The 25,829-nt window shown below is 65.5% G+C and carries 20 protein-coding genes and 1 tRNA gene; 12 read left to right on the top strand and 9 right to left on the bottom strand.

All coding sequences use genetic code 11. From position 1 onward, the window contains the following. The first annotated feature begins 108 nt into the window (after window positions 1–108). The 4 genes from ACYVN4_RS05840 to ACYVN4_RS05855 all read left to right on the top strand — a co-directional run bounded on the left by ACYVN4_RS05840 (window position 109) and on the right by ACYVN4_RS05855 (window position 1,978). Window positions 109–666 carry a hypothetical protein gene (locus tag ACYVN4_RS05840; RefSeq protein ID WP_460718176.1) on the top strand — a complete coding sequence of 186 codons (558 nt, stop codon included), beginning with the start codon at window positions 109–111 and terminating at the stop codon, window positions 664–666. A 137-nt stretch (window positions 667–803) separates the two neighbouring features. Further along, a complete protein-coding gene (locus ACYVN4_RS05845) occupies window positions 804–1,226 on the top strand; it encodes a DUF3052 domain-containing protein (protein WP_452398316.1) in 423 nt (140 codons plus the stop codon). Between the two features lie 152 nt (window positions 1,227–1,378). Beyond that, window positions 1,379–1,843, top strand: coding sequence for a peroxiredoxin (locus ACYVN4_RS05850; protein WP_379365405.1), 465 nt, complete (start codon window positions 1,379–1,381; stop codon window positions 1,841–1,843). A gap of 63 nt (window positions 1,844–1,906) precedes the next feature. Beyond that, window positions 1,907–1,978 (top strand) — tRNA-Val (locus ACYVN4_RS05855). A gap of 1,312 nt (window positions 1,979–3,290) precedes the next feature. Here the strand turns inward: ACYVN4_RS05855 and ACYVN4_RS05860 are convergent. Beyond that, entirely contained in the window at window positions 3,291–3,737 is a 447-nt protein-coding gene (locus tag ACYVN4_RS05860; RefSeq protein WP_460718177.1) for a hypothetical protein, read from the bottom strand. Next, window positions 3,734–6,196: a hypothetical protein gene (locus ACYVN4_RS05865; protein ID WP_460718178.1), complete on the bottom strand. Its 2,463-nt coding sequence runs from the start codon at window positions 6,194–6,196 to the stop codon at window positions 3,734–3,736. The genes ACYVN4_RS05860 and ACYVN4_RS05865 overlap by 4 nt, the downstream gene beginning before the upstream one ends. Window positions 6,197–7,031: 835 nt before the next feature. Here ACYVN4_RS05865 and ACYVN4_RS05870 point away from each other — a divergent pair. From ACYVN4_RS05870 to ACYVN4_RS05880, 3 genes are all read left to right on the top strand, one after another. Next, window positions 7,032–7,253: a hypothetical protein gene (locus ACYVN4_RS05870; protein WP_460718179.1), complete on the top strand. Its 222-nt coding sequence runs from the start codon at window positions 7,032–7,034 to the stop codon at window positions 7,251–7,253. A gap of 17 nt (window positions 7,254–7,270) precedes the next feature. Further along, window positions 7,271–7,861, top strand: a complete 591-nt coding sequence (locus tag ACYVN4_RS05875) for a hypothetical protein (protein WP_460718180.1) — start codon at window positions 7,271–7,273, stop codon at window positions 7,859–7,861. A 268-nt stretch (window positions 7,862–8,129) separates the two neighbouring features. Next, window positions 8,130–10,103, top strand: a complete 1,974-nt coding sequence (locus tag ACYVN4_RS05880) for a CocE/NonD family hydrolase (RefSeq protein WP_460718181.1) — start codon at window positions 8,130–8,132, stop codon at window positions 10,101–10,103. A gap of 6 nt (window positions 10,104–10,109) precedes the next feature. On the opposite strand, the gene ACYVN4_RS05885 is transcribed toward ACYVN4_RS05880, so the two are convergent. Continuing rightward, a complete protein-coding gene (locus ACYVN4_RS05885) occupies window positions 10,110–10,676 on the bottom strand; it encodes a TetR/AcrR family transcriptional regulator (protein WP_460718182.1) in 567 nt (188 codons plus the stop codon). A 38-nt stretch (window positions 10,677–10,714) separates the two neighbouring features. Between ACYVN4_RS05885 and ACYVN4_RS05890 the strand changes: the two genes are divergently transcribed. Beyond that, complete coding sequence (locus ACYVN4_RS05890; protein ID WP_460718183.1) at window positions 10,715–11,344, top strand: nitroreductase/quinone reductase family protein; 630 nt, start codon at window positions 10,715–10,717, stop codon at window positions 11,342–11,344. Between the two features lie 370 nt (window positions 11,345–11,714). Beyond that, window positions 11,715–17,693: a non-ribosomal peptide synthetase gene (locus ACYVN4_RS05895; RefSeq protein ID WP_460718184.1), complete on the top strand. Its 5,979-nt coding sequence runs from the start codon at window positions 11,715–11,717 to the stop codon at window positions 17,691–17,693. On the opposite strand, the gene ACYVN4_RS05900 is transcribed toward ACYVN4_RS05895, so the two are convergent. The 3 genes from ACYVN4_RS05900 to ACYVN4_RS05910 form a co-directional block, all read right to left on the bottom strand. After that, the gene (locus tag ACYVN4_RS05900) at window positions 17,690–17,959 is read right to left on the bottom strand and encodes a hypothetical protein (protein ID WP_460718185.1); all 270 of its coding nucleotides are present in this window, start codon (window positions 17,957–17,959) and stop codon (window positions 17,690–17,692) included. The genes ACYVN4_RS05895 and ACYVN4_RS05900 overlap by 4 nt on opposite strands. A 13-nt stretch (window positions 17,960–17,972) precedes the next feature. Continuing rightward, window positions 17,973–18,206, bottom strand: a complete 234-nt coding sequence (locus tag ACYVN4_RS05905) for a hypothetical protein (RefSeq protein WP_460718186.1) — start codon at window positions 18,204–18,206, stop codon at window positions 17,973–17,975. 308 nt (window positions 18,207–18,514) lie between these two features. Next, window positions 18,515–19,381: a pentapeptide repeat-containing protein gene (locus ACYVN4_RS05910; RefSeq protein ID WP_460718187.1), complete on the bottom strand. Its 867-nt coding sequence runs from the start codon at window positions 19,379–19,381 to the stop codon at window positions 18,515–18,517. Between the two features lie 153 nt (window positions 19,382–19,534). Here ACYVN4_RS05910 and ACYVN4_RS05915 point away from each other — a divergent pair, with 153 nt between their 5' ends. Next, complete coding sequence (locus tag ACYVN4_RS05915; protein ID WP_460718188.1) at window positions 19,535–21,520, top strand: hypothetical protein; 1,986 nt, start codon at window positions 19,535–19,537, stop codon at window positions 21,518–21,520. A gap of 6 nt (window positions 21,521–21,526) precedes the next feature. Here the strand turns inward: ACYVN4_RS05915 and ACYVN4_RS05920 are convergent, their stop codons facing one another. The 3 genes from ACYVN4_RS05920 to ACYVN4_RS05930 all read right to left on the bottom strand — a co-directional run bounded on the left by ACYVN4_RS05920 (window position 21,527) and on the right by ACYVN4_RS05930 (window position 23,948). Then, window positions 21,527–22,726: a hypothetical protein gene (locus ACYVN4_RS05920; protein WP_460718189.1), complete on the bottom strand. Its 1,200-nt coding sequence runs from the start codon at window positions 22,724–22,726 to the stop codon at window positions 21,527–21,529. Window positions 22,727–22,790: 64 nt separating this feature from the next. Further along, the gene (locus ACYVN4_RS05925) at window positions 22,791–23,186 is read right to left on the bottom strand and encodes a hypothetical protein (protein WP_460718190.1); all 396 of its coding nucleotides are present in this window, start codon (window positions 23,184–23,186) and stop codon (window positions 22,791–22,793) included. Window positions 23,187–23,216: 30 nt separating this feature from the next. Further along, window positions 23,217–23,948, bottom strand: coding sequence for a GTP-binding protein (locus tag ACYVN4_RS05930; RefSeq protein ID WP_460718191.1), 732 nt, complete (start codon window positions 23,946–23,948; stop codon window positions 23,217–23,219). 82 nt (window positions 23,949–24,030) lie between these two features. Between ACYVN4_RS05930 and ACYVN4_RS05935 the strand changes: the two genes are divergently transcribed. Both ACYVN4_RS05935 and ACYVN4_RS05940 read left to right on the top strand, forming a co-directional pair. Beyond that, the gene (locus ACYVN4_RS05935) at window positions 24,031–24,477 is read left to right on the top strand and encodes a Zn-ribbon domain-containing OB-fold protein (RefSeq protein ID WP_460718192.1); all 447 of its coding nucleotides are present in this window, start codon (window positions 24,031–24,033) and stop codon (window positions 24,475–24,477) included. Further along, window positions 24,470–25,669, top strand: a complete 1,200-nt coding sequence (locus tag ACYVN4_RS05940) for a lipid-transfer protein (protein ID WP_460718193.1) — start codon at window positions 24,470–24,472, stop codon at window positions 25,667–25,669. The genes ACYVN4_RS05935 and ACYVN4_RS05940 overlap by 8 nt, the downstream gene beginning before the upstream one ends. The last annotated feature ends 160 nt before the right edge of the window (window positions 25,670–25,829 follow it).

Genomic DNA, 25,829 nt, shown 5'->3' on the forward strand with positions numbered 1-25,829 from the left:
TGGGGCGCATCTCACATCCTTGTCGATGATGCGGCCCAGGTCATCATGTCAGCCGGAAATCCAGTACGGTGGCGCAGGGAACCGCCGGGCTGATCGGGGAGGAACCAAGTGAAGCTGCTGAACCCGCGGGGGTTCGGATTGGTGTGCGCATCCGCGGCCGTGGCGATGGGGCTGGTGCTGGCGGGATGCGCGAACACGGTCGAGGGTACCGCGACCGTCGATCAAGCCCAGGTCACCTCCTACAAGGCCGAGGCCGCGACCTCCGCGGCGGCGGCCAGTTCCTCCGCGGCCGCGGCCGCGATCGTGAAGGCGACCGCCGACAATTGCGACACCTTCCGCAAAACGGCCGGGACACAGGTCGACCGCTACAACGAATGGGTCGACGCGCACGACGGCAGTGCCGCCGATCAGATCGCCAAGCGGGATGCCGCGGCCGGCGCGCTCGAGGACGCGGCGAAGGCGGTCGAGGCTCAAGTCGGCGCGGCCGGACCGGCGCTGCCCGCCGACCTCTCGGGCAAGTTCACCGATTACGTGACCGCGGCGCGCGCATTGGGCGCGGAGATTCGCCGAACCGGATCCGGGTCCTCGGTCTCGCCCCTCAACGACGCGAGCAAGAAGGTCAACGACGCTCTGACCGCGGTCCGCAACGCCTGCCCGGCGAAGTAGATCACGTCTGTCCGATGGGTCCCTGGGGTCTCACATAAGACATTTAGGGTGCGATTTCGGCCGATCGGCTTGCGCTTGCGGCTTTTACCATGTTCGCTTGCAACTACCTATTGTCTGGAGTTGAGGAGGACACCACCGTGGTCGCCGCGGCGGACGCGCAGAACTACGCTCAGAAGCTTGGCATTTCACACGGCATGGTGGTTCAAGAGCTGGGCTGGGACGAAGATACCGACGACGACCTGCGTGCAGGTGTCGAGGAGACCGTCGGCTCCGAGTTGCTTGACGAGGACACCGACGAAGTAGTCGATGTCGTGCTGCTGTGGTGGCGGGATGGAGACGGCGATCTGGTCGACGAGCTGATGGACGTTGTCTCTCCGCTCGCCGATGACGGCATCGTCTGGGTCCTCACTCCCAAGACCGGACAGCCCGGCCATGTGGACCCCAGTGAAATCGCCGAGTCGGCAACACCTGCCGGCCTCACCTCGACCACCCCGGTCTCCTTGGGAACCTGGACGGGCACCAAGCTCACCCAGCCCAAGACGCCCTCCAAGCAGCGCTGAACCCTCCACTAAGGTTTCAGTCAACCGAGTGACACCGGTGGATCCCTCGCGGATCCACCGGTCGTCGCTGGGTGCTGGGCCTGTGCTTCGGGCCCGGTGACGCGCCAGGTTTGTCTCGGCAGCTGCCGGGACGCAGGATGGGAGGGGTTGCTATGCCGCTCGAGGTCGGTACGGTCGCACCGGACTTCACGCTGAAGGACCAGAACAATCAGGAAGTCACGCTGTCGAGCTTCCGCGGCGAGAAGAACGTCCTGATCGTCTTCTACCCCTTGGCCTTCACCGGCATCTGCCAAGGCGAACTCTGCAAGGTCCGCGACGAACTCCCCAAGTTCCAGAACGACAACGCGGAAATCCTCGCCATCTCCGTAGGCCCCCCACCGACCCACAAAATCTGGGCGGCCGAACAGGGCTACACCTTCCCGTTGTTGTCCGACTTCTGGCCCCACGGCGAAGTAGCCCAGTCCTACGGCGTCTTCAACGCCAAATCCGGCTACCCCAACCGAGGCACCTTCGTCGTAGACAAGGACGGCATCATCCGCTTCGCCGAAATGAACGGCCCCGGCGAGCCCCGTGACCAGCAAGCTTGGGAAAAAGCCCTCGCCACACTAGATTCATAACCCGTCGCCTCCGGACCACCCGGTCCAGAAGCAACACCCGACCCCGGCCATGCCGGTGGTCCGGGGCGTATAGCTCAGCGGTAGAGCACTGGTTTTACACACCAGCGGTCCGCGGTTCGATCCCGCGTGCGCCCACTCCCGAAAACCCAGGTCACGCCTGGGTTTTCGTGTATCAGCTGCGATCTTCGAAGCGATTCATGTTCGCATCCGCGTAGCAGCCATCGTTTGCTGGCGTGTTCTGTAGCGGGTTGTTAGTCCGCGGCGATGACGACGTTGTGAGGATCGGCGTCGGCGGGCGATTGCTTGGGGTCCGGGTTGGGGTTTCCAACCGTGGGTTCGGTGGTGGCGTCGGGCCATTCTCGATCGGTGTCTCGCGTCGTCGACGACGTAGGCGACGGCGGCCGCGGTCGGTTCGAACAGCGCCTACTCGTGCACCGAGACCAGGGCATGAGTATTCCCCGCTTTATTGGTTGTCACTGATCGTCCTCTGTGCACCGCTCGGCCTTGTGCTGTTCTGCATCTGGAATCCGAAGAAGGTCGCTAGGTTCGCTCGACATGTTCGTAACGTGATCGTCTGGTACCCGAAGACGACGGCTGTGACGGGCGTAGCGGTCGGGATGGGCGTCTGCGTCGGCAACGTAGTGAGTGGGAAGTACGCTCAAGCGGCACCGGGCGCGTTGCTGATCGTCGTCGCCATCGCGGTGCTGGTCTGGCTGACGGTTAGGGAACATAATCACGTCGCACGTCACCCCATTGGCTGTCTCCCAGCTTGGCGCATCGCTGAGTCGTCCGCAGTGACGCGTGGCCGAGAAGTACTTGCACCTGTTGCAGGGTTACCTTCGCTCGTACGAGTCGACCGGCATAGGTGTGGGTGTGTGCCAGCAGCAAGCCGCTGCGCACGGTTCGACCGTCTTCGACGTACCGAACGGGTGCAGGCGGCTACCTCGTCATCCTCGAGGTCGCGCTCGGGAGTTGGTCCGGGCTTGGGCAATTCGATGTCGTGGCACGGGTTCTCGGGGATGAGCTTGGCCGCGTGCGCTGACTTCAGCGATGAGCTCAGTAGGCGGTAGCACTTGCCAACGCTGGTTGGGGCCATCGTCTTTCGGAGGTCGGCGACCCAGCCTTGGATATCGGGCTGGGTGATGTCGGTCAGCATGACCGTGCCCCACTTCGGAGCCAGGCGCTTGTCCATCCGGTGGTCGTCGATCTTCTGGGTGCCTTCGTCGACCACCCGCCGAAGCGTCCACCGCGGGCGCCATTCGTTCCATGCGGAGCATCGGTTCGCGGCCGATTCAGCGAACCGTTGCGCCGATGAGAGTATTCACCCGATGCCCAGTCGGAAGGGAAGGTGCAGGAGCGGTGCCGACGCAGTTCGTCGTTTTTCCGCTACCTGGATGAGCGGACACACCGCCGATGACGCTCAGAACATCGATCGTCTACGTACGAACTATGTACCGAGATCGGGTCTCATAATTGGCAATGCTCCAAGATCTCTCAGTTTGGCGAATTTTTCTAGATAGGAAGACCCTGCTGTCTCGATACCGGCATCCCAGAGCAGGGAATCTATTTCGTCGGCAGAGCGAGGTTCTGGAAATTTAGACATCGGGATAGCCTCCTCTCGACCCAAAGTGCGATTCACGGCTGCAAGCGCGTGTGCAGCGAGCCATCGCGTTTCACCGTACAAATAAGGAGCGCTGAAGGTGCATGGAGTTCGATCGGTCAACAACGGGCTCAGGCCAGCCGCGACTCGCTCGTCGGCAATTGGGTAGCGCTGTAATATTTCTAGCATTCTCGTAACATCCTCAGGTTCGCTCGGATTCGACAGGCATTCCAATACGTAGCGGACCTCCTCCTCGGGATCGAGGTCTTCGGGATCGAACTCGGTCGGAATCATTCGGTTGCTCCAATGATAGATCGCCATTCCAGGCTATCCAATGAAATAGATTTCACCTTTGTTATCAGTTCAGCCTTGGTGATCCGGTCGCCTTCCTCGAGTCCTAATCGAGTCGCCATAGCGCGGTTCACGGCTATGGTATCTGCCGCTTGACCAGCCCACTCGGGAAAGCTCGGATGAGCTGCGAGATTAACGCCATCGACGAACCAGTATTGCAGGGCCTCTGCGCGTTTGGGGTCGATTGCCGCAACCACCTTTGCATCCGATGCCACGCTACCACCCGTGACGTGACTGATCATGTCCGCGAGGAACTGATTCTCTATGCCCAAGGCTTCCGAATGTGCCCAGCGATAGTGTTTGTCGAATTGTTTTTCCCAGGCGGCCAGCTTTGGAATTGTCATCTTCTCGGGGCCCCACACGTTGAATCCTTCGATTCCTTTCAGGAGATCCAGTTCCACTTGTTCATGAACGAGATACCTGACATCGTTTACTGTCACTGCTTTACGTTCGCCGTTAACGATACTCTCACCTCGCGCAAGTCGCGTCCATGAATTGTAATTCTCCGCAGTGAATCGAAGGCCGGGGCTGTTGAAATTGTACTGTTTGATCTCCTGGATGATTGACTTGTCCATCTTGACTCCCAGCGTCGACAACGTTCGTTGAACGGCGCTGACGTCATTTTCTGCGAGTAGAGCCTGCCGGACCAGCTCGACCTTCACGTTCAACTGCTGCGGAGTCAATCCCTCGAATCGGTTGGTCCACCTGACTTCTGCTTCACCACGTGTTCCGCCTCCGGGGCGAGGTCTTGCGTTGAAACGGGGATTTCGCCCGGGCCCGGCGAAGGCCGGAGCCGTCTCGTCCAGTCGTGTCGCCGTGCTTGCCACACCTGTGAAGGTGGTGGCGCCGCGTGTGATGAGTGTGCTGGTGGCGAGTTGGATTTCGGCTTCGGACATGCCTTTGGCGGCGAGTTCGCGGGCGATGAGGCGGGCGCCGATGGCGAGGCCGGCGCGGTAGCCGAGTTCGGGGAGGCCGCTGACGGTGAGGATGGCGTCCCAGTAGAGGCGGGAGTCGTCGGTGACGTTGCCGGCGTCGGCGTGGCCGGACCATGCGGGCACGGTGATGCCGTCGAAGGTTTTGAAGGTGGAGGAGTCGAAGCCGGTGTAGTCGCCGCTCTGCAGGGCGGTGAGGTTGTTGTTCTTGTCGAAAGTGGCGGTGGCGGTGCGTTGTTCGCCTTTGCGGTTTTTGTAGGTCCATTCCTGGGTGCTGGTGCCGTCGGGCGCGGTGAGGATGGGGCCGCGGGCGGTGATGGGGTCGCTGCGCCAGGTACCGGTCAACGGGTCGAACTGGTTGCCGTAGTTGGGGCCGCCGATTGTGTTGTTGTAGCGGTCGATCGGGATCGTGGTGCCGTCGGGTTGGAGCACGGCGCGGGTGAGGTCGGGGTTGGTGATGATGCTGTAGGGCGCGCCGTTGGTCTGCCCGGGCACTGTGACGACCTGCATCCTGTTGCCGTCCGGTCCCGTGATCTCGGTGACCGGTGCGTTCAGGATGCCGGGGCGGAAGTGGGCTTCGGTGGTGGTGCCGTCGAGGTTGTATTCGGTGACGTGTCCGCCGAGGCCGTCGGGGTCGAGTTGCACGATTTCGGCGGGGGTGTTGGAGCCGGGTGCGGGTTCTTTGACGACGGTGCCGTCGGCGTAGCGCACGGAGTGGGAGCCGTCGGGGTTGGCGGTCCAGGTGGTGAGGTGGCCGTAGCCGTCGTCGACGGAACGAACCTGGGTGACCGCGCCGCCGATGCTGGTGATTGTGGTGTCACGGCTCAGGCCGCCGGTGCCGAGCACGATGTCGGATTCGGCGGTGGCGATGAGCAGGCCATTGCGGTCGAGGACGTCGGTTTTGTTGTGCCCGGTGATCGGGTCGGTGGTGCCGATGATGGTGGTTTGGTCGGCACCGGTGGTGATGGTGGTGTTGCCGCTGGGTAGGGCGACGGTTTGGCCGGGGGCGGGTGGGCCGGCGGTCAGTACGGCGTTGAGGTCGTCTGCGCTGCCCACGGGTGGTGGCGCGTTTTGTACTCCACCACCGAGACCGAGGTCAGCCAACGTCGGAACGGAATCGGTTGTACCGACCGGGTTTTGAGCCGGAGGCTGGGGCTGAGGTTGTTGCTGGGGTTGAGGTGTGGGCTGTGGCTGCGGTGCTGGGGTTACTGGTAGCGGATTGGTCTTCTGATCGATCTTCTCCGGCAGTTTCGGATCCGGCATCTTCGGCATGATCGGTGCCGGGCCTGCGACATCGTGCAGGACGGGTGCGGAGAAAAGTGCAGGGGCAGAACGGTGTTCGGCGATTCCTGCATCGAGCAGGTCTTGCGCGGCTCTGATCCGGCCGAATTTGCTGGCCGCGTCGGCGGCCGATCGGACTGTGAAATCGAAGACCCGGGCTTCGCCAGGTGGTTTGATAGGTTCGGGCACAACGCACCTCGCGCATGAAAAAACCGCCACGCGAGAGGCAGTGGCGGTTTCAATGGATTGGGATCTAGCGCTCAGCGTGGACCGAACCGCAGCATGGATCGGCTACTCGGCTGGTCCACGTGTTAAGACAGCTGCGTCCCACATCCCCTGCTCATCGTCGATACAAACCAGCTGATCTCTGATGGGATGGACTTAGCTTGGAACGGGCAAAGGTTGCGAGATTCCACCGAAATGATGGCAGATATAGCGGGCAAAGACACAGCTATAGCGCTGCAAGTACTTTCACCTAGCGGGCCCTACTCTGTCAACCTCTCTGCCGTAATCAGAGGGCGCACGAACGCTACCAGCGCAATGCGGAGATGAACGGCTCTAGCGTATGCCGCGAGGGCGGGGTGGGGCGTGTGGGTGAGACGGGCAGGCTCGTCCTGCCCGTCACCATTGCTCGGTTCGGTGCCGCGGTTCCGGCGTGTCAAGTCTGGATTCCCGGTCCCCGGGCCGGCCGGTCATCGCCGGGTCGCCAGTCGGGGTTGATCGCCGGAATTTGTTGTTGATCAAGAAAATCGGGGCCGTCGAACCCTTGTCGAAGATGGGTGAAACTCGACTCGTGGCCCCCCGACACGCAAGCCGAACTGCGTTGATGGAGCAGATGAGTGAAGTAGGAGGTGTGTCGGGGGAAATCGGTAGATAGATAAAGGGTTTCAGGGGAGGAAGAATGTTGGTTGCGTTGGGTAGTGAGTCGACTCGAAAGCTGGTGCGCCACATTGCCTCTGGGGCGGCGCGGATTCGGTCTGCGACAGTGTCGCTGCGGTCGGGGCGATGGTTCGTCTCGTTCTCCGTGGAGATCGACCGTGCCGAGCGCCATGCGGTCCGCCCGGATTCGGTTATTGGAGTTGATGTCGGCGTGAAGTCGCTCGCCGTCCTCTCGGACGGCGAGATGGTCGACATGCTCAGGGCCCGTCTTCGGACGTATTCCGAACGGTTCGATCCCCTCTGCGCCTCACTGTACTCGCGGTTGGTTCGTGGATCAGGGATGTGTATCGGCGTCAGGATCGACTGAGCGTTGTCTGTGCCTTCGTGAGCCAGTTACAGTGGCGCAGTGCGATCGCCTTCTTCGCCAGCTATGCGAATGAACGGGCGAAGTGGGATCGAAGTCAGGCTGTTCGATGGGATGAACGCCGGTTGTCTGCGTACGGTCAATACTCGGACTGCATTCGTCGGATGCAGGTGCTCGCCGATCGGATCGCAGGATCGCACGACCTGCCCTCCGATGGTGAACCGCTGAGTGTGGAGGAGGGGCTTCCGCTTCTTGCTGAGGCGGAGGTGGTGCGCAGTGCTCAGTGGCAACAGGTTCTGCTGCTTGGCAATTCACGTGCGATCGCGGTTGGTTACGACTTGAACCGATGCACGTGGGCGATGGAGTGGTTTGCGCGCGGCAGGGTAACCGATCTCGACGACTGGCGGTTGGTCTCGGCCGAGGCTTATCGGCTGCGCCGGCTATTCATCGTGGAAGCTCGAAACGAAATGGGTGTGACTGGGGAGGTCTCGTCGGCGCCTGCGTGGGTGCCGGATTGGACTCCGGAGACTCTGCTCACCGCCTTGCGGGTGAAAGCTGCGCGTGAGAAGGGTGTTGAGGCGCAACCTCATTCGAGTGACGAGTTCGACTAGCGAGGTCGACGTCGGCGTGGGGTCGGGCGCTGGCGACGTGGACCTGACGGGAGCGGTGCCGGTCTCTGATAGCTCCTGGTGGGTTGGTGTGATGTGGGGCGCTTCTTGCGGGGGATAGTGAGAGACGTTACCGTACCCAGCTAGTGGGGAAACGTGGTGTTTTTCTCCTGTCCAATGAAGGGCTGGTTTGGGGTCGATGGGATTGTCTTCTCGGAGATGGGTGGGGATCGCGGCGGTTGGGGTGGTTGCGGCTACTTCGGCGGCGTTGATGGTGCCTGTGGCTCAGGCCGAACCAGAGGGGGGAGATCCGGCTGTTGCGTGGACTGCGGCGCAGGATGGGGTGGCGCGGTATCCGGGGGTGCATGTGGATTGGGATGTGCCTGTCACTATGAGTGATGGGACTGTGTTGAAGGCCAATGTGTATCGGCCTATGGATGCGGAGGGGCGGATCGTGGAGACGCCGATGCCTTCGATCGTGAATATGACTCCGTATACGAAACTTGTTTATATGCTGCTGGATTCGGCGTTGTCGGTGCCGGGGCTGTCGGATTCGGCGATTGATCTGATCAACAGGTTCGATCTGTTCAATCTGGGTGGGACGCCGTTTTCGGGACTCGGGGATCAGGTTAAGACGTTGTCGGGTGGGATTTTGCGGACCATTGCCGCCGATCGGAAGCTGGTGCAATCCGGGTACACCGAGATCGTGGCCGATGTTCGGGGGACCGGGTTTTCGGAGGGGGCTTGGCAGGTTTTCGGGGAGCGGGAGCAGAAGGATACGGCCGAGATTGCGGAATGGGCTGCGGGGCAGTCTTGGTCGGATGGGAAGGTCGGGTTGGCGGGGGTGTCGAACGGGGGGATCAGTGCGTTGCAGGGGGCTGAGCAGCGGCCGCCGTCGGTGCAGGCGGTGTTTGCGGCCGAGCCGGGTAGTGATCTGTTGCGGGACACGGTTTTTCCCGGGGGTGGGTTCGATATCGGTTTTGATCCGATCTGGCTTGCGGCCATCAATACCGGTAAGTGGGTGCCTGATCTGGCGTCGATCGTGACGGGGCAGTTCGATTGGAAGTGGCTTGCCGATCGGGTGGATAGTCCGATCACCTTTCTCGACACGTTGATTCGCGCGTTGTTCGTGCCCTCGATCGATGCGCTGCCGCAGGACATGCGGTCGATCATCGATCCGGACGGGCCGTTCCGGGCGGGGCTCACGGGGCATCCGGATCGGATCGAGGTGCCTACCTTTGTTGTCGGTGGTTGGCATGACATCTTCGCGAATTCGCAGCCGGAGATCATCAACTCGATTCCGCTGCCCAGCAGCAAGAAGAAGCTTGTCATGGGCGATTGGTTTCACGTCGACATGGGATCCGGTCTCGGTGTGGCGGGTGCTCCGCCGCGGATCGATGTGCTGCAGCGGGCCTGGTTCGACAAGTGGCTCAAGGGGATCGACAACGGGATCGACGAGTACAGCCCGGCGACGCTGTTCCAGCAGGGTGGGGGTTGGACGAGCAGTGATGAATTCCCGCGCGCTGGAATGACTTACGCCCGCAAATATCTGTCGGCCGCGGCCAGTGGCACCACCGGTGCTGTGGCACACGATGGTTCGCTGAGTGATGTTCCGCCTGCCGAGTCGGCGACGCTCACCGTGTCGCCCGGGCTGTCGACCGTGTGCTCGCGTGATGCCGTGCAGGGCACCGCCGGGCTGCTCGGGATCCAGCTCATCGACGCCTGCGGGAAGGATTCACGCGTGGCCGAAGTCGCCGCGCTCACCTTCACCGGGGATCCGGTGGCCGAGCCGACGGCGCTGTCGGGGCCGGTCGATGTGCACCTCAATACCGTGCTGGACACGACCGAGGGCTACTGGTCGGCCACGCTCAATGATGTTGCGCCGGACGGGCAGTCGACGATTCTGACCAGCGGGCAGCTCACCGCTTCGCTGCGCAAGATCGACGACGGCAAGAGCAAGAAGTCGCCGAACGGTGACTACACCGCACCGTTTCCCACGTTGACGCTGGCCGATCGTGAGCCGATCGTGCCGGGTCGTCCCACCACCCTGGACGTCGGTTTGACGGCGACCGACGCGGTGCTGCAACCGGGGCACCGGCTGCGGGTCGACATCTATGCCGCCAACATTCCCAAGGGCTTCATGGTGCCCGCGCTGATGCTGGAATCTCAGCTGGCACCCCAGCATCTGCTGCTCGATCCCGCGGAACCCAGCTGGGTGAATGTGCCGACGAGTCGGCCGATCTGACGGATCTCAGATGCGCGCGAGGATGAGATCGACTTGCGCCGAGAGCAATTCGGTCAGCTCGGTCGGCGTATAGAGCCCAGGGGCGCTCAGGGCGTGCATGGTGAGTCCGTCGACGGCCGCCAGGAGCAAGGCGGCGCGACGCTCCGGCTCGGGAATTCCCGTCTCCGCCAAGGGGATTGCGAGCCCGGCGCGCAGTTCCTCGAGCGTGTGGCGCTGCAGGCGAGCGAGGGTTTCGTTCGTCGCGGCTCTGGCGGTGAAGGCGAGCATCACCCGACCCTCCTGCTCCCGCTCGGCGTCGAGCGGGAGCAGGTGTGAGAGTGCCTCGATCAACCGGTCGGGGAGGGGTGGGCGCGGATCGACCCTTGTGATTCGCGCCCGGACCCGGGTGACGAGCTGCTCGAAGGCGAAAGCGTAGAGCTCGTCCTTGGTTCGGAAGTGATGCTGTACCGCTCCGATCGAGACGTCGGCAGCCGTGGCGACCTCGCGGACGCTGGCCGCATCCAGCCCGCGCAGCGCCGCGATGTGGAATACGGCTTCGGCGAGCAGTTCTGGAGTCGTAGATCGATACGCCACCTCGACAACCATACACTCGTATGGAACAATACAGTCGTATGGAAACGCGTCAATCCACTCGGATTCGCACCGCTCTCACCGGTACGGTCGCGACCGCTGCATTGGTATGGATCTGGTGGATTCTCGATCCGTCCGCGCCCAAATCCGCACTGTGGCCCGCGGCTATCACGGCCTTGCTGGCCATCAACATCCCTCTGACCATTGCCCGACCCGGCGTGAAGCGGGCGCTGGTCGCGGCGATCCAACGCCTCGCGCTCAACCCCATGATCCGGCTGATGTTCCGAATCGGCTTCGTGCCCTTCGGATATGCGCTGCTCGAGACGACGGGTCGCCGTACCGGGCGAACGCATGTCGTCCCCGTGGGCAATGGACTCGACGGTGACGTGTTCTGGATCATCGCCGAACACGGCTACCGCGCCGGCTACGTCAACAACCTGATGGCCCAACCCAAGGTCCGCCTGAAGTTCCGCCGCGGTCTCCGCTTCGAATGGCACGAGGGCCTGGCCGAGGTCCGCCCCGACGAAGACGCACTCCAAAGGCAACACACGCTCTCCCGCTGGCACCCACTCCGAATCCTGAACGCCATCGTGGTCCGCACCCTCGGCACCGACCTACTGGTAATCCGCATCGACCTCGCAACCCACGACGCCAACCGGGACCGTGTCTGATTTCGGCATTTGCTGAAGCTGGTTCCAATGCATGCCCATAGACGCCATCGTCCGAATTGGCCACCATGCGGGTTAGCTTGCTTGTTTCCACCGAGGGCTGAGGGGCGGGACATATATCCCTGGCGAAGTGGACGCTGGGTCGGGAGCGTTTATGTACGATCTGGGATCCATGTGGCTGGGTGGATTGGCGCCCGTTCGGTTGCTGCCTGGTCGCTGTACATTCGGTTCTGATGGAAATAGGTTTCGGTTTGCGGGTTTGCTGTTCGATCGCGGGGGATGAGCTGGTCGGCGGGTGTTTGGGGTGACCGCTGCTGCGCCTGCGAGACGGGAAGCTCGGGGGGTGCGGGGGCGGGGGGCTCGGACGCGGACATTGCCGCAGTTGCTGGTGGGGGCGGTCGAGGCGAATCCGGGCGGGGTGGCGGTGCGGTGTGCGGGGGAAGAGCTGAGTTATGCCGAGTTGGATCGGCGGTCTTCGCGGTTGGCGCGGGTGTTGATCGGGCGGGGGATCGGGCCGGAGGATCGGGTGGCGGTCGCGCTACCGCGGTCGATCGACTCGGTGGTGGCGCTGTGGGCGGTGGCGAAGTGCGGGGCCGTTTACGTGCCGGTGGATCCGCGGTATCCGGCCGAGCGGGTGCGGTACATGCTGGCGGATTCCGGTGCAGCGGTGGGGATTTCGTCGAGTGGTCTGCATTCCGAGTGGGGTGCGGGGGTGCGGTGGCTGGATCTTGATTCGCTGGCTTGCGGGGCCGCGCTCGCGTTGGCTTCCGATCGGCCGGTGGATTACGGCGAGCGGGTGCGCAGGTTGCACGGCGGCAATGCGGCCTATGTCATCTATACGTCGGGGTCGACCGGGCAGCCGAAGGGTGTCACGGTCACCCATGCGGGGCTGGCGGGGTTGTGTGCGGAGGTGACTCGCCGATTCGGTGTGACCTCGCAGGCGCGGACGCTGCATTTCGCGTCGCCGAGCTTCGATGCCGCGGTGCTGGAATTGCTGCTGGCTTGCGGATCCGGGGCGACGATGGTCATCGCGCCAGCGGATTGCTATGGCGGGGAACAGTTGGCCGAGCTGTTGCGTGCGGAGCGGGTGAGCCATGCGTTCCTCACGCCGGCGGTGTTGGCCGGACTCGATCGGCACGGGGTGCCGGAGCTGCGCACGTTGCTGGTGGGTGGTGAGGCGTGCCCGCCGGAACTGGTGACGCGCTGGTCGGATCGTGGGTTCTTCAACCTCTACGGCCCGACCGAGAGCACCGTCGCGGTCACCATCAGTGAATCGCTCGCCGCCGCCGAAACCGTCACGGTCGGATCGCCCATCCCGGGTGTGACCGCGCTGGTGCTGGATTCGCGGCTGCGGCTGGTTCCCGACGGTGCGGCCGGTGAGCTCTATGTGTCGGGGCCTGGGCTGGCGCGCGACTATCACGGCAGGCCCGCGCTGACGGCGCAGCGATTCGTCGCGCATCCGGGTGGGACCGGAGAGCGCATGTACCGCACGGGCGATGTGGTCCGGTGGGTCACCAGGCGGGGCAGCCGCGAGCTGGAATACCTGGGCCGCACGGATGCGCAGGTCAAGATCCGCGGCTTCCGGGTGGAGCTGGGCGAGATCGACGCCGTGCTGGCGGCCGATGACTCGGTGGCGCTGGCGATTACGGCCGTGCGAATCTTGCCGAGCGGTGAAAACGCTTTGGTGTCTTATGTTTTGCCGTTGGCGGACGCAGCGGTCGACGTGTCCGCCTTGCGCGAGCGGGCCCGGATCGCGCTACCCCGCCATGCGGTGCCCGCGGCGATCGTCGTCATCGACGCTGTTCCGGTCACCCCGGCGGGCAAGCTGGATCGTGCGCGCCTACCGGAGCCGGTGCTGTGCACCCGCGAGTATCGCGCACCGGCGGGTGAGGCCGAGTCGCTGATCGCGGAGGAGTTCGCCCGGCTGTTGGGCGTCGGGCAGGTGGGGGCCGGGGACGATTTCTTCGAGCTGGGCGGCAATTCGCTGCTGGCCATGCGGTTGGCCGGGCGGCTGGGCGCGGCGTTCGGTCGCAAGATTCCGGTCGAGATGGTGTTCGATCACCCGACCGTCGCCGACCTCGCGGTCGCGGTGCGCTGCGCGACCTCGGGCGCACTCGCGGCCCTGGCCCCGCAGGTGCGCGGTGAGCGGGCTCCGCTGTCGCTGGCGCAGCAGCGAATGTGGTTCCTAGCCAGGCTGGATCCGGATTCGGCCGCCCACCACATCACCATCGCGCTGCGGTTGTCCGGGACGTTGGATGTGGCGGCGCTGGCCGCGGCCGTCCGCGATGTGGTCGAACGGCACGAGGTGCTGCGGACGGTGTATCCGGAGGTCGACGGAGCCGGATGTCAGTTGGTGCTGTCGGCCGACCGGGTCCGGCTGGAGCTGACGCCCCGGCCGGTCACCGAAGCCGATTTGCTTGCCGCACTGGAGGCGTTGTCCGCGCGCGGATTCGACGTCACGCGGGAAGTGCCGTTGCGGGCCGGGGTGTTCCAGGCGGCCAAGGACGAGTTCGTGCTGTCGGTGGTCGTGCATCACATTGCGGCGGACGGGTTTTCGCTGGATCCGCTGATCCGCGATCTCACCGCCGCCTATCTGGCGCGGGCTCAGGGGCGCTCGCCCGCATGGACGTCCCTGCCGGTGCAGTACGCCGATTACGCGATCTGGCAGCGCACCATGCTCGGTCACCGCGACGATCCGGATTCGCTGCTGTCCCAGCAGCTTCGGTACTGGCGAGACACGCTCGACGGGCTGCCGCCGCTGCTCGAGCTGCCGACCGACCGGCCACGCCCCGCCGTGCTCGGAACCAGTGGCGCGGCTTACGAATTCGAGATCGACGCGGAGTTGCGCGGCGCGCTGACGCGGCTGGCGCGGGAGCGTGGTGTGTCGCTGTTCATGGTGATGCATGCGGCGCTCGCCGTCGTTCTTGCCAGGCTGGCGCGAACCGATGATGTCGCGGTCGGCACGGTGCTGGCCGGGCGCGGTGCGCGCGAGCTCGACGATCTGATCGGCATGTTCGTCAACACCCTGGTGTTGCGCACCGCAATCGACGAGGACGAGTCGTTCGCGCGGCTGCTGGATCGCGTCCGCGACACCGATCTGGCCGCCTTCGACCATGCCGATGTGCCGTTCGAATGCCTGGTGGAGGAGTTGGATCCGCCGCGCACCGAGGCATATCAACCGCTCGTGCAGGTGCTGCTGGTCTTCCAGAATCTCGGTGAGCAGGTGCTGCGACTACCCGAACTCACCATCGCGGGCGTCGAATCCGGCCGGGAGGTCGCGGAATTCGAGTTGGAATTGACCGTGGTCGAGCCGGTCGGCGAGGCGGGCGGGCTACCGTGCTCGTGGCGGTATGCGACCGATCTCTTCGATGAAGACCGGATGGCGGCGCTGGCGCGCTATCTGACCCAGGTGCTGACAGCGGCGGTGGCCGACCCGGAACGGCCGGTAGGGGATCTGCCGCTACTGACCGAAACCGAGCGCACCGCACTGACGGCCATGGGATCGGCGGCGCGGCAACCGGTTCCGTCGGGGACGGTACTCGATCCCTTCCATGCCGCGATCACCCCGGATGCCGTCGCCGTGGTGTTCGAGGATCGCAGCTACACCTATGCCGAGTTCGCCTCCTGGGTGAACAGACTTGCGCGAGAGCTGATTTCGTACGGGGTGGGCCCGGAGAGCCGCGTGGCGGTGGCTATTCCGCGGTCGCCGAAGATGCTCGCGGCGATCTACGCCGTGCTGACAGCCGGTGGCGCGTACGTCCCGATCGATCCGGACCATCCGGCCGAGCGGATCGGGCACATCCTCGATACAGTCCGGCCCATATGCGTTCTCACCGCGGACGGCCAGCTGGATACCGCCGTGCGGCAGGTGGCTCTCGACCGACTGGATCTGTCCAAGCAGGCGAGTGATGCGGTCACCGATGCGGATCGCCTTGCACCCCTGCGCTTGTCGAATGCCGCCTACGTGCTGTTCACCTCCGGATCCACCGGGCGCCCCAAGGGCGTGGTGGTCACCCACTCCGCCGTGGTGAATCAGCTGGGCTGGATGCGGGGGCACTACGATCTCGGGCCCGCCGACGCCTTCCTGCACAAGACACCGGTCACCTTCGACGCCTCGGTGTGGGAGTTGTTCCTGCCCTTGCAGATCGGTGCGCGACTGGTGCTGGCATGCCCGGGCGGCCACCTGGACCCCGACTATCTGCTGGCGACGATGCGCCGGCACGAAGTGGCGATCCTCGAGTCGGTGCCCTCGATGCTGGCGCTGCTGCTGGCCGACGACAACGCGGAACTCCCTGCGAGCCTGCGGTATCTATCCATCGGCGGCGAGGAACTACCGCCGTGGCTGGTCGCACGGGTGCGGGAATGTCACCCGGCGATCATCGACAACACCTACGGGCCTACCGAAGGAACCGTCACCTCGACCTTCCATCGCTGCACGGCCGACGGCCAGGTGCCGATCGGACGCCCGGTCCCCGATACCGGTGTGTACGTGCTGGATTCACGCCTGCGTCCGGTGCCGTCGGGCGTTGCAGGGGAGCTGTATCTGACCGGGGCGCAGCTGGCGCGCGGCTACGAGGGCGCGGGCGGGCAGACCGCGCACCGATTCACCGCCGATCCCTACGGTCCGGCAGGCTCGCGCATGTACCGCACCGGCGACCTGGTCCGGATGCAGGCCGATGGGGTGCTGGAGTTCCTGGGCCGCACAGACTTCCAGCTGTCACTGCACGGATTGCGGATCGAACCGGGGGAGGTCGAGGCCGCGCTGCGCGAGCACCCCTCGGTCGACCGGGCCGCCGCGCTGGTCCGTCGTGAACAGCTGATCGGGTATGTGACTCCGGCTGCCGGTGTCACGGTGGATGTTGAAGCCGTACTGGCAGCAGCCCGAGACAGGTTGCCCGGGTACATGATTCCGTCCCAGGTGCTGGTGATCGACGAACTGCCCCTGGGTGCGACGGGAAAGCTCGACCGTGCCGCGCTGCCGGATCCGCAGGCGGCCGAACGGGAGTTCCGGCCGCCCGTCACCGCCGACGAGCAGGCCGTCGCGGAGGTATTCGCCGAGCTGCTCGGCATCGAGCGGGTGGGGCGTGACGACGACTTCTTCGCCCTCGGAGGCACCTCGCTGACCGCCATCCGCGTGCGGGCCGCGCTGGCCCAAAGGCTTGAATTGCCGGTGCCATTGCGATCTCTGTTCACCCACCCGAGGGTCGGTGAGCTGGCGGTCGCGCTGCGTGACGAGTCGGTCGCGCTCCCGGCCGGTCCGGACCCGCGCGCCGATGCCGTCCTCGACCCGGACATCAGCGCTGTCGACCGTGCTCCGGCCCACGCGGGCAAACCGCGGACGATCCTGTTGACCGGGGCAACCGGATTCCTGGGCATCTTCCTGCTGCGCGAACTCCTCGAAAACACCTCGGCCACAGTCCATTGCCTGGTGCGTGCCGCATCCGACACCGCCGCAGGAGATCGGATCGCAGCCGCTGCCGAACGTTACCGTCTGGATTTCAATGCCTACGCCGACCGGATCGTGCCCGTCGCGGGTGATCTCGCGCAGCCGCAATTGGGTTTGGGCGCACAGTGTTTCGCCGACTTCGCGGACTCTGTCGACGTCATCTATCACAACGGCGCGGCGGTCAATCACCTGGAACCGTACGCTCGCCTGCGGGACGCGAATGTCGGTGGCACCGCCGAGGTGCTGCGCCTGGCCGCCACCACCCGGCTCAAGCCCGTCCACTACGTTTCGACCGCCTCGCTGCCCGCCTCCGACTCCGCCGAACCGCCGGCCGATGCCCCCGGCTACCTGCTGAGCAAGTGGGCCGCCGAACGGCTCGTGGTCACCGCGGCCGAGCGCGGGATCCCCACCGTCATCCACCGCCCGGCCCTCATCACCGGCGATACCCGCACCGGCGCGGGCAGCGTCGACGATGCGGTGTGGACCATGGTGCGCGCCATGGTAGTTCTCGGCATGGCCCCGGATCTCGGCGACGTCGCAATCGATGCCAGCCCTGTGGATCACGTGGCGGCGGCCATCGTCCGGCGAAATCCCGACGGCGAGACCACACCACAGCGGGTGTCGTTGCGGGAGGTGCTCGATCAACTCCGCACCCGTGGCCACCAGCTCCGACCGGTCGCCCCGGAGTGCTTCGGCACCGCACTCGCCGAATCCGCCGAACAACACCCGTCCACCGGCGACCACACCCTCGCCCGCGCGGCCGCCCTCAGCATCAACTACACCGGGCTCGGCGCGGCCAACGCCGAGCCCGGGCCCGAGTCGGCGGGTAGCGCGGTGGACGGTGTCGTCCTCGGCCGCTACATCGACTACTTCACCGACATCGGTTTCCTGCCTCCAGCTCGTTAGGAGCTGCCGGTGGTGATGCCGGAGCAGTCCACGGCGGATTCGCCGCTGATGCTGATGGCCAGACCCGCCGCGGTGCATTGGTGGGGCGAGCTATTCGTCGACCCCGCGGCCAGCCCCGAAGGTGAGATCGCCGAGCCCACATCGGTTCCGGCGACGAACGCTCGGGGACTATCGGTAAGGGTCGTCGCAGCGCCGACCGCGGCGAGACCGGCCATAACGGTGAGGGCTCGGACGATCAGCCCGCTCCTAGCACGGGGAATCGGCATGTCTCTGCCCCGATCACTGCGCGGGGCACTGCGGGGGCTGACCCTGCGGCGGCTGCCCCTGGGGCGGTTGGCCCTGCGGCGGCTGCCCCTGCCCGTCACCGGGAGGCGGCGGGCACTGCTGACCCGAGGTAGGCCCGCCCGGCTGATCGGGTGCGGGATCCGCGGCCGCGATGCCTGCCGTGGCGGCGAGCAGTCCGAGCACGGCCGCGGCAGTCGCGGTGTTTCTCGACAGCTTCGAGTAGGCCATAAGAGTTCTCCTGTCGTCGGTGCGATCCCGGAACGAGGCGTTCGCCTGTCCCGGCCGCGATGGGAATCCTGGCGGCGGGAGATGCGCGCGATATTGGCGCGAGTTATGAGCGAGCTGTGAGTCGCACCGGCGCACCGGGTCTCGCGGCGGTCCAGCCGCAGTGCTGGCCGTCATACCCACCGCACTCATCGCTGAGTCCGGTGCGGACGGCCACACCCTTCTCCGGTGCATCGCGGTCTTACGATCGAGCGGTCATGGGGTGCGTGTCCTGAGCCGCCGCAATTCGGCCTTGCCGTGACGCGCGTATGTCAGTGTGTTCGAGCTGGCGAGAGGGTGCTCGAATCGGTTTTCGCGGTGGCGATCTGGTCCACGGTGAGGCCGGAGCTTCTCCGGAGGTCGACGCCTCGTAGATCGGCGGCGGTCAAGTCGGCTCCGGCCAGGGCGGCGTCGTCGACGGTTGTTCCGGTGAGGTCGCAGGCGGTCAAGGTTGCTTCGACCAGCTTCGCGGAGGTGAGCTGCGCTCCGTGCAGGGACGCGCCGGTGAGGTTCGCGGAGGTGAGGTTCGCGTGGTCGAGGTTCGCGTTGGTGAGGATGGTGTGGTGCAGGTTCGCGGATCTGAGGTCTGCGTCGGCGAGTTGGGCTCCGGACAGGTCGATATCGTGCAGGGGCGCGCGGGGTAGGCGGACACCCGTGAGGTTCAACGGGGAATCCGCAGCGGTGGGGTGGCGTCGGCGTAAGGCCGTGAGGACGGCCAGGACGTCACTGGGGAGGGCTGTACGGGGACCGGTCGGTGGCGTTGCGCCGGCTCGTGTGCGCAGGAGATCGGCGTAGGACTCGAGGATGCGGGCACGGTAATCGGGAGAGTAGGTCATCATTCGCTCGAGGGCACGGACCGCGTCGGCGCGGGTATCGGCGTCGCTGCCGAGCAGTCTGTCCATAGCTGTCTGGAAGCTGTCGGCGCGCTGCTTGCTGCGGTCGAGCCGATACTTGGCGTAGCCGACGAGGCAGACCGCGATCGGCGTTGCGACGCCGAGAGCGGCCGTCAAATGATTACGTAAAGCCTCCTCCGGCTTGCCATCCCGGGTGAACCAGATCGGGACGAGATAGACGATGCCGACGAGCGCGATGGATGCCGCGAGGACCGAGAACAGTAGGATCCGGCGCTTTGCAGTCACCGGATCATTGCAGCAGAAACCTCATCTGCTCGCGGCACGAATGGTTGTGGCCGGGACTTCCTCGGGTATGGATGCCGAGGCGAAAATGCCAGTGCGTAAAGGCCTTTCGCTGCCGAACCACGCGGTAGGCTGCGGGGAGAGCAGGGGAGGTGGATGGTGTACGACGGCCGTGTGCCCCGGCAGTTGCCACAGCGGAATCGCAATCACGTCGATCGGGAGGAGATCCTCACCGATGCGGCCGTACGGGCGCGCAGTACAGCCGGAAATTCGACGGTGGTATTCACCGGCCTGCACGGGATCGGCAAGTCGCACACGGCGATCGAGTTCGCGCACCGGTTGGCCGGGGAGTACCCGGATGGGCAGTTGCTGTGCACTCTGCCCGATGGTCCTCAGGGGGACTCGCAATTCTCGGATGTGATCGCCCAACTGCTGCAAGGATTGGGGGACCGGCCCGAGGACATCCCAGATCGACGCGACGCGTTGCTCGGGCGATACCACACGCGCACGGCGGAGCTTCGGCTGTTGATCGTCATCGACAATGTGAAGACCAAGGCTCAGATCCGCTCGCTGTGTCCTGCCGACGGCGCCTCGCTACTGGTGGTGGCGGGTGCGGGTGCGGCCACGGACCTCAACGGCAAAGGCGTTGTCGTGTGCGAACTCGACCAGCTGACCGATGATGATGCCAACGAACTACTGGGCCGACTTGTCGGATTCGACCGAATCGCGGCCGAACCGGAAGCAGCCCATCGGATTCTGCGACTGTGCGGCAACGTGCCGCGCGCCGTGGAGATCGCTGCGGGAATGCTCGCCGCGCATCCGAACCGCGCGGTGGCGACCGTAGCGGAGTTGCTGTCCGATGAAGGCCGACGTTCCCAGCAGTTGTCCCTGCCGGAGATATTCGGCACCGCTTACGACGCGGTGTCGGAACTCGCTCAGCAGTGCTATCGGGTATTCGGCTTGCACGGGCACGACGGATGGCTCCACGTGGATGCGGTGGTGGCGGCGGTCGGGGTGGCACGCGGCGAGACCCTGTGTGCACTGGTGGAACTCGCGAATCTGCATCTTGTCACCGAGCGTGACGGCGGGTTCCAGGCCATCGACCTGATGCGGGTCCACGCTCGCACGGTGCCGGTCCTCGGCGGTGAACGCGAACGAGCCGAGCTGGCGTTGCTGACGTATTTCGGTCGTCGACTCCGGGCAGCGGATGTCGTGCTCGCCCCGGCCCGACCGTGGCGTCGGCTGCTTCTCGTCGAGAACGATTCCGGTGCTGGTGAATTCGCCGATGCGGGGGCCGCTCGGACTTGGGTGGCGCGGGAGCTGCCCAATCTGGTGGCCGCCGCGCTGCACGCGGAGACCGCCGGGGAGCCCGAATACCTGGTGCACTGGTGTGTGCTGCTGTGGTCCTTCCACGAGAAGGACAAGCACCTGGACACCATGCGCGCCCTGCACCTGCGCGCCATTCCGGCCGCGCACCGCGCAGGGGAGCATGCGCTGGCCAGTCTGTTGCTCGCTCAGATGGGCTTCCTGCACTACTGGCTGCGTGAATTGTCAGAGGCCACGGCACATTTCGAGCAGGCCGCCCAGCTCGCCGCCGCACTCGAACCTAGCGAGGCGGCACGGCAGCTCGAGGCGTCCGCCGTCGAAGGGCTGGGATTGGCCCTGTTGGCGCGCAACGATGTCGCGGCCGCACGTGACGCGATGCGCCGCAACTACCAACTGGCGCGGGCCCTCGGTGACCCGCGCCGGATCGCGCTGGCGGCCCTGCACGGCGGGAAGGCCGAGGACCCGGCGGCGGCGCTGCGGCTGTTCGACGAGGCTGCGGGGTTGTTCGGCGATCTCGACTCCGATGAGACCGAGAATCTCGCCAAGGTCGCCCTGTGGCGTGGCCGGAAGCTGGTCGCGCTGGGTGATCTCGACACGGCCCGAACCGAATTCGATGCGGCGGAGACCGTTATGCGGGAGCGTGGTCGCCCGTTCGACGAGGCGGAGATTCTCGTGTCCCGGGCTGAACTTGCCGCCAGGGCGGGTGGTCGCGAGGAGGCTGGGGAACTCTACCGGCAGGCTCGAAGCCGTTATGAAGCACTGTGTTTCGCCGAATCCGTCGCCGCGGTGGATGCCGCGCTCGCCGCATTGGGGTGATCCTGGTCAGTCCCTTCGTGTGACCAGTACGGCATGGCTCCGGTCGGCGCAGTCGATACACCATGTCCCCGTGGGGAGTTCGTCGTCACGATCGCTGAACCGAGTGAAGATCGACGCGAACAGGCGGCACGCCGCATCGGGGCCCTGCACGTCCACGAGCAGGCGGCGGTCGCCGACCAGCCAGTGGCCGGACGTCATCGGCGCGGCGGCGACCAGGCAGCCGGGGACCTCGGCCAGAGTGTCCTCGATCCATTCGCCGGCCTCGGAGCCCGGGGGTCCGATCAGCAGGTCGGCGAGATCCAGCAGCCCCAGGTCCGCACCTCGAACATGAACGGCCAGATGCGTTCCGGCGGCATTCGGCATCCCCGTATGCAGGCGTTCGGCGGGGTGGCGCACGATGGTCGCCTGCCGATCGGCGGTCATCGTGACGGTGACGATGTGCGCCTCGGCGGTCGTGCTCAAGGGTGCGGCGGCGGGGAGGACCGCAGCTGCTGCGGACTGAACGGGTTCCGGTAGCCGCAAGGTGTCGTACATGGCGGTGCGCAGCAATTGCGGGCTCTTGTCCGGGAATGATGTTGTCTGCTCGACGATTCCGGCGAAATGCTCGGCCGGATCGGCGGCGCACACCCGGCGAATCTGCTCCTCCATATCGGCATGTGGATCGAGTCGCGGTGCGGCGGAAAGCATCTGCGCGATCGGCGACGCGGGGTCGACGGTATGTGTGGGTGCGGTCGCCAACAGCAATGGTCGTCCCAGGGCAGCCCCGTAGAACGCCACCGAACTGTGGTCACCGACGACCAGATCGCAGGCGACCAATGCGGCACGCCAATCGTCCACGTCCTCGGGAATATGCACTCCCGCTCGCTCGGCGTCGGCCAGGTACTGGGCGAACTGCCAACGAGAATGGTGTGCACGGATATTCGGGTGCGGAGCCAGCATCACCCGGAATTCATCGGCGGGCAGCGCGCACGCCAGGCGGCGAGGTAGATCGGGTGCGATGGCCAGCAGGGAATCCGGCCCCCAGGTCGAGGTGACGACAATCAGGCGCTGGGCCCGGCGTAACCCCAGAATGCGCCGGTAGGTGGCCCGCAGTGGCAGGCTGGCCCGCATGCGATCGAAGCAGATATCGCCTGCGACCAGAGTGTTCGGGACGGCTTCCGGACAGGATCGGCGCAGCCTTTCGCGCTGCTCCTCGTGACTGAGCACAATGGTCGACGGGACCACATGGCCCTTGTGTACCAACCATTCTCGGGATAAACCGAATACCGCGCTACCGTGTTTCTTTGTTTCTTTGTTTCTTTGTTTCTTTGCTGAGGTATTTATTGTATCCCATTCCGTGTGGCACCACGAATAAAGGAGCTCGAATTCGATGTAACTTTCCCCCGTAACTCGCCGACACCGCAAGATCGAAACGACTGGAAAGTGCTTCCGCCCAAGGGATCTCGTGCGCTCCACGCGCGGCCAGGAACCCCGCGGTATCCGTATCGAACACCGATGATCCGGTGCGGCTGAACACAATTCGGATCCGCGGATCGGAAGCCAGCAGCCCCACCGTGTCGAACAGCCGCGTCGCCGCCGTCGTATTGTGCGTGACCGCCAAGACGGTTCGCTGATTCGGATACGTGGACCAGCGATCGGGTTGGGGCGGCGGCGCAGCGGGTGACACGCCGACCGATGGTAATCGCGCGGCGCGCGGTCAGTAGTCGAGGGCGTGTTCGGGCTGGCAGACATCCAGGGGTGACGGCAGGTAGCGGACGACAGCGTCGAGCAGTGGCGCGATGCCGTCGTCCGGCGGGGCCGCACCGCACAGGACGGGGACGATGTCGCCGATGCGGGTCAGCTGGCGGATGCGTTGCTGCCAGCGTCCGGGCGGGTGCGGTGCGAGCGTCTTCGCCAGGGTGCGATAGGCGTCCTCGGCGACAATCCAATGGCCACCGTAGGTTTCGGCCGCGAGCGGGATGAGTTCGGCCATCGCCACCAGATCGATGATGTGGGGGTCGCTGGACGGGCTCTGCAGCGGTAGCGGTGTCGCGCCGCGGGTTTCGGCGAGAGAGCGCAGGCAGCGGTCGAAATCGGCGGACGGCTGGTCGAGGCCGCGGATGAGGCATAGCCGGGCGACCTGGTGGTCGTCGGCGATGCGCAGCATGGTCTGCAGGCGCGGATTGCCAGGTGCGGCGGCGTCGGTGACCGCGATCAGGCCGTCGGCCACCCGGATCGAGCGTTCCAGGGCGGCCATGGGTGCGTGGGCGGCCAGTTCGGTGATGCGGATGGTGTGTTCGATGCGATCGGTCACCCAGCGGATCGTGGTGGGGGAGTCGGAAGTTCCGTGCGCGCGCAGCAGGCGGTGGGCCAGTCGGGCGGTGTCCTCGGGGTTTCCGATCAGGGTGACGTTGCGGATCGACCGCGGGTCGATGGCTTTGGTGCCCACGGTTCCGACCGTACTCGCGGGCGCGCATCGGCGGAGCGGATTCCCCTCCCAAAATAGAACGTGTTCCTATACCGTCGGGATTGTGCAGAAAGAACAACGCCCCGCCGTGGCCGACTGGTTCACGTCGGAGGACGGCGCGGTCCGGCTGAAGGGGAGTCGCTGCAAAGACTGCGGCACACCGTACTTCCCACGCAACAGCCTGGCCTGCCGCAATCCGCAGTGTGCCGGTTCGAAGGACGGATCCGAGCTGGAGGAGTACCTCTTCTCCACGCGCGGGACGATCTGGTCGTACGCGGACGCCCGCTACAAGCCACCCGCCCCGTACGTCTCGGGCGATCCGTTCGAGCCGTATGTCGTTGCGGCCGTGGAGCTCGAGGTCGAGAAGATGGTGATCCTCGGCCAGGTCGTGCGCGGCTTCACCGTCGACGATCTGGCCGTCGGCATGCCGGTCGAGCTGGCCGTCGGCACGCTCTACGAGGACGAGGAAGCCGAACACACGGTGTGGATGTGGAGGCCGGTCAATGACTGACGCGAATCGCGATATCGCCATCCTGGGTGCGGGCATGCACCCGTGGGGCAAGTGGGGACGCAACTTCGTCGAATACGGGTTGGTCGCGGCGCGTGCGGCGCTCGCCGACGCGGGCATCGACTACCGCGATGTCGGCTACATCGCCGGTGCGGACACCATCCGCAACGGCTACCCGGGCTTCGTCGCGGGCGCGACCTTCGCGCAGGCGCTGGGCTGGTCCGGTGCGCGGATCTCGAGCAGCTACGCCGCGTGCGCCTCCGGCGCGCAGGCCATCGCCAATGCCCGCGCCCAGATCCTGGCCGGGCTGACCGATGTGGCGCTGGTGGTCGGCGCGGACACCACCCCGAAGGGTTTCTTCCAGCCGGTCGGCGGCGAGCGCCGCGACGACCCGGACTGGCTGCGCTTCCATCTGCTCGGCGCGACCAACCCCATCTACTTCGCGCTCTATGCGCGCCGCCGGATGGCCTTGCACGGCGCGACCCTCGACGACTTCGCCGCGGTCAAGGTGAAGAACGCCCGCCACGGTCTGAACAACCCGAATGCGCGCTACCGCAAGGAGGTGTCGGTCGAGGAGATCGCCGCCTCGGCCATCGTGTCGGATCCGTTGCGGCTGCTCGACATCTGCGCCACCAGTGACGGCGGCGCGGCGCTGGTGCTGACGTCGATGGAGTACGCGCGACGCCACGGTGTTGCGGATCCCGTTCGCATCAAGGCACTCTCGACCGTCACGCCGACCTTCCCGAAGACCGTGGTGGATCTGCCGGACTTCTCGACCGACTCGGCCGTCGCGGTGGAGCCGCCGTCGCGCACCTTCCGTTCCGCCATCGCGCACGCCGCGTACGAGGAGGCCGGACTCGGACCCGACGAGCTGTCCTTCGCCGAGGTCTACGACCTCTCGACCGCGCTGGAACTGGACTGGTACGAGGACATCGGCCTGTGCGAGGAAGGCGGCGCCGAGCAGCTGTTGCGCAGTGGCGCAACGACTTTGGGCGGCCGCGTGCCGGTCAACCCGAGTGGCGGGCTGGCTTGCTTCGGCGAGGCGATTCCGGCGCAGGCGATCGCGCAGGTGTGTGAGATGACCTGGCAGTTGCGCGGGCAGGCCGACGGCCGTCAGGTGGAGGGCGCTCGCGCGGGTATCGCGGTGAACCAGGGCCTCTTCGGCCACGGTTCGGCGCTCATCGCCGCGCGCTGAGTTCGGCCGTCGCCGCGCCGAAACCGGCGCGGCCACGGTTCGGCTGCCTGTTTGCTGCGAACAACTTTGTTCACCGCCGGGTTCGAATGTGTGCCAGACTACAGACCGCAAGACGGTAGGCGGTTCGGCATGGTTGGAACTGAATCGGGGGTCGGTGTGG

The sequence above is a fragment of the Nocardia heshunensis genome (assembly GCF_054782115.1).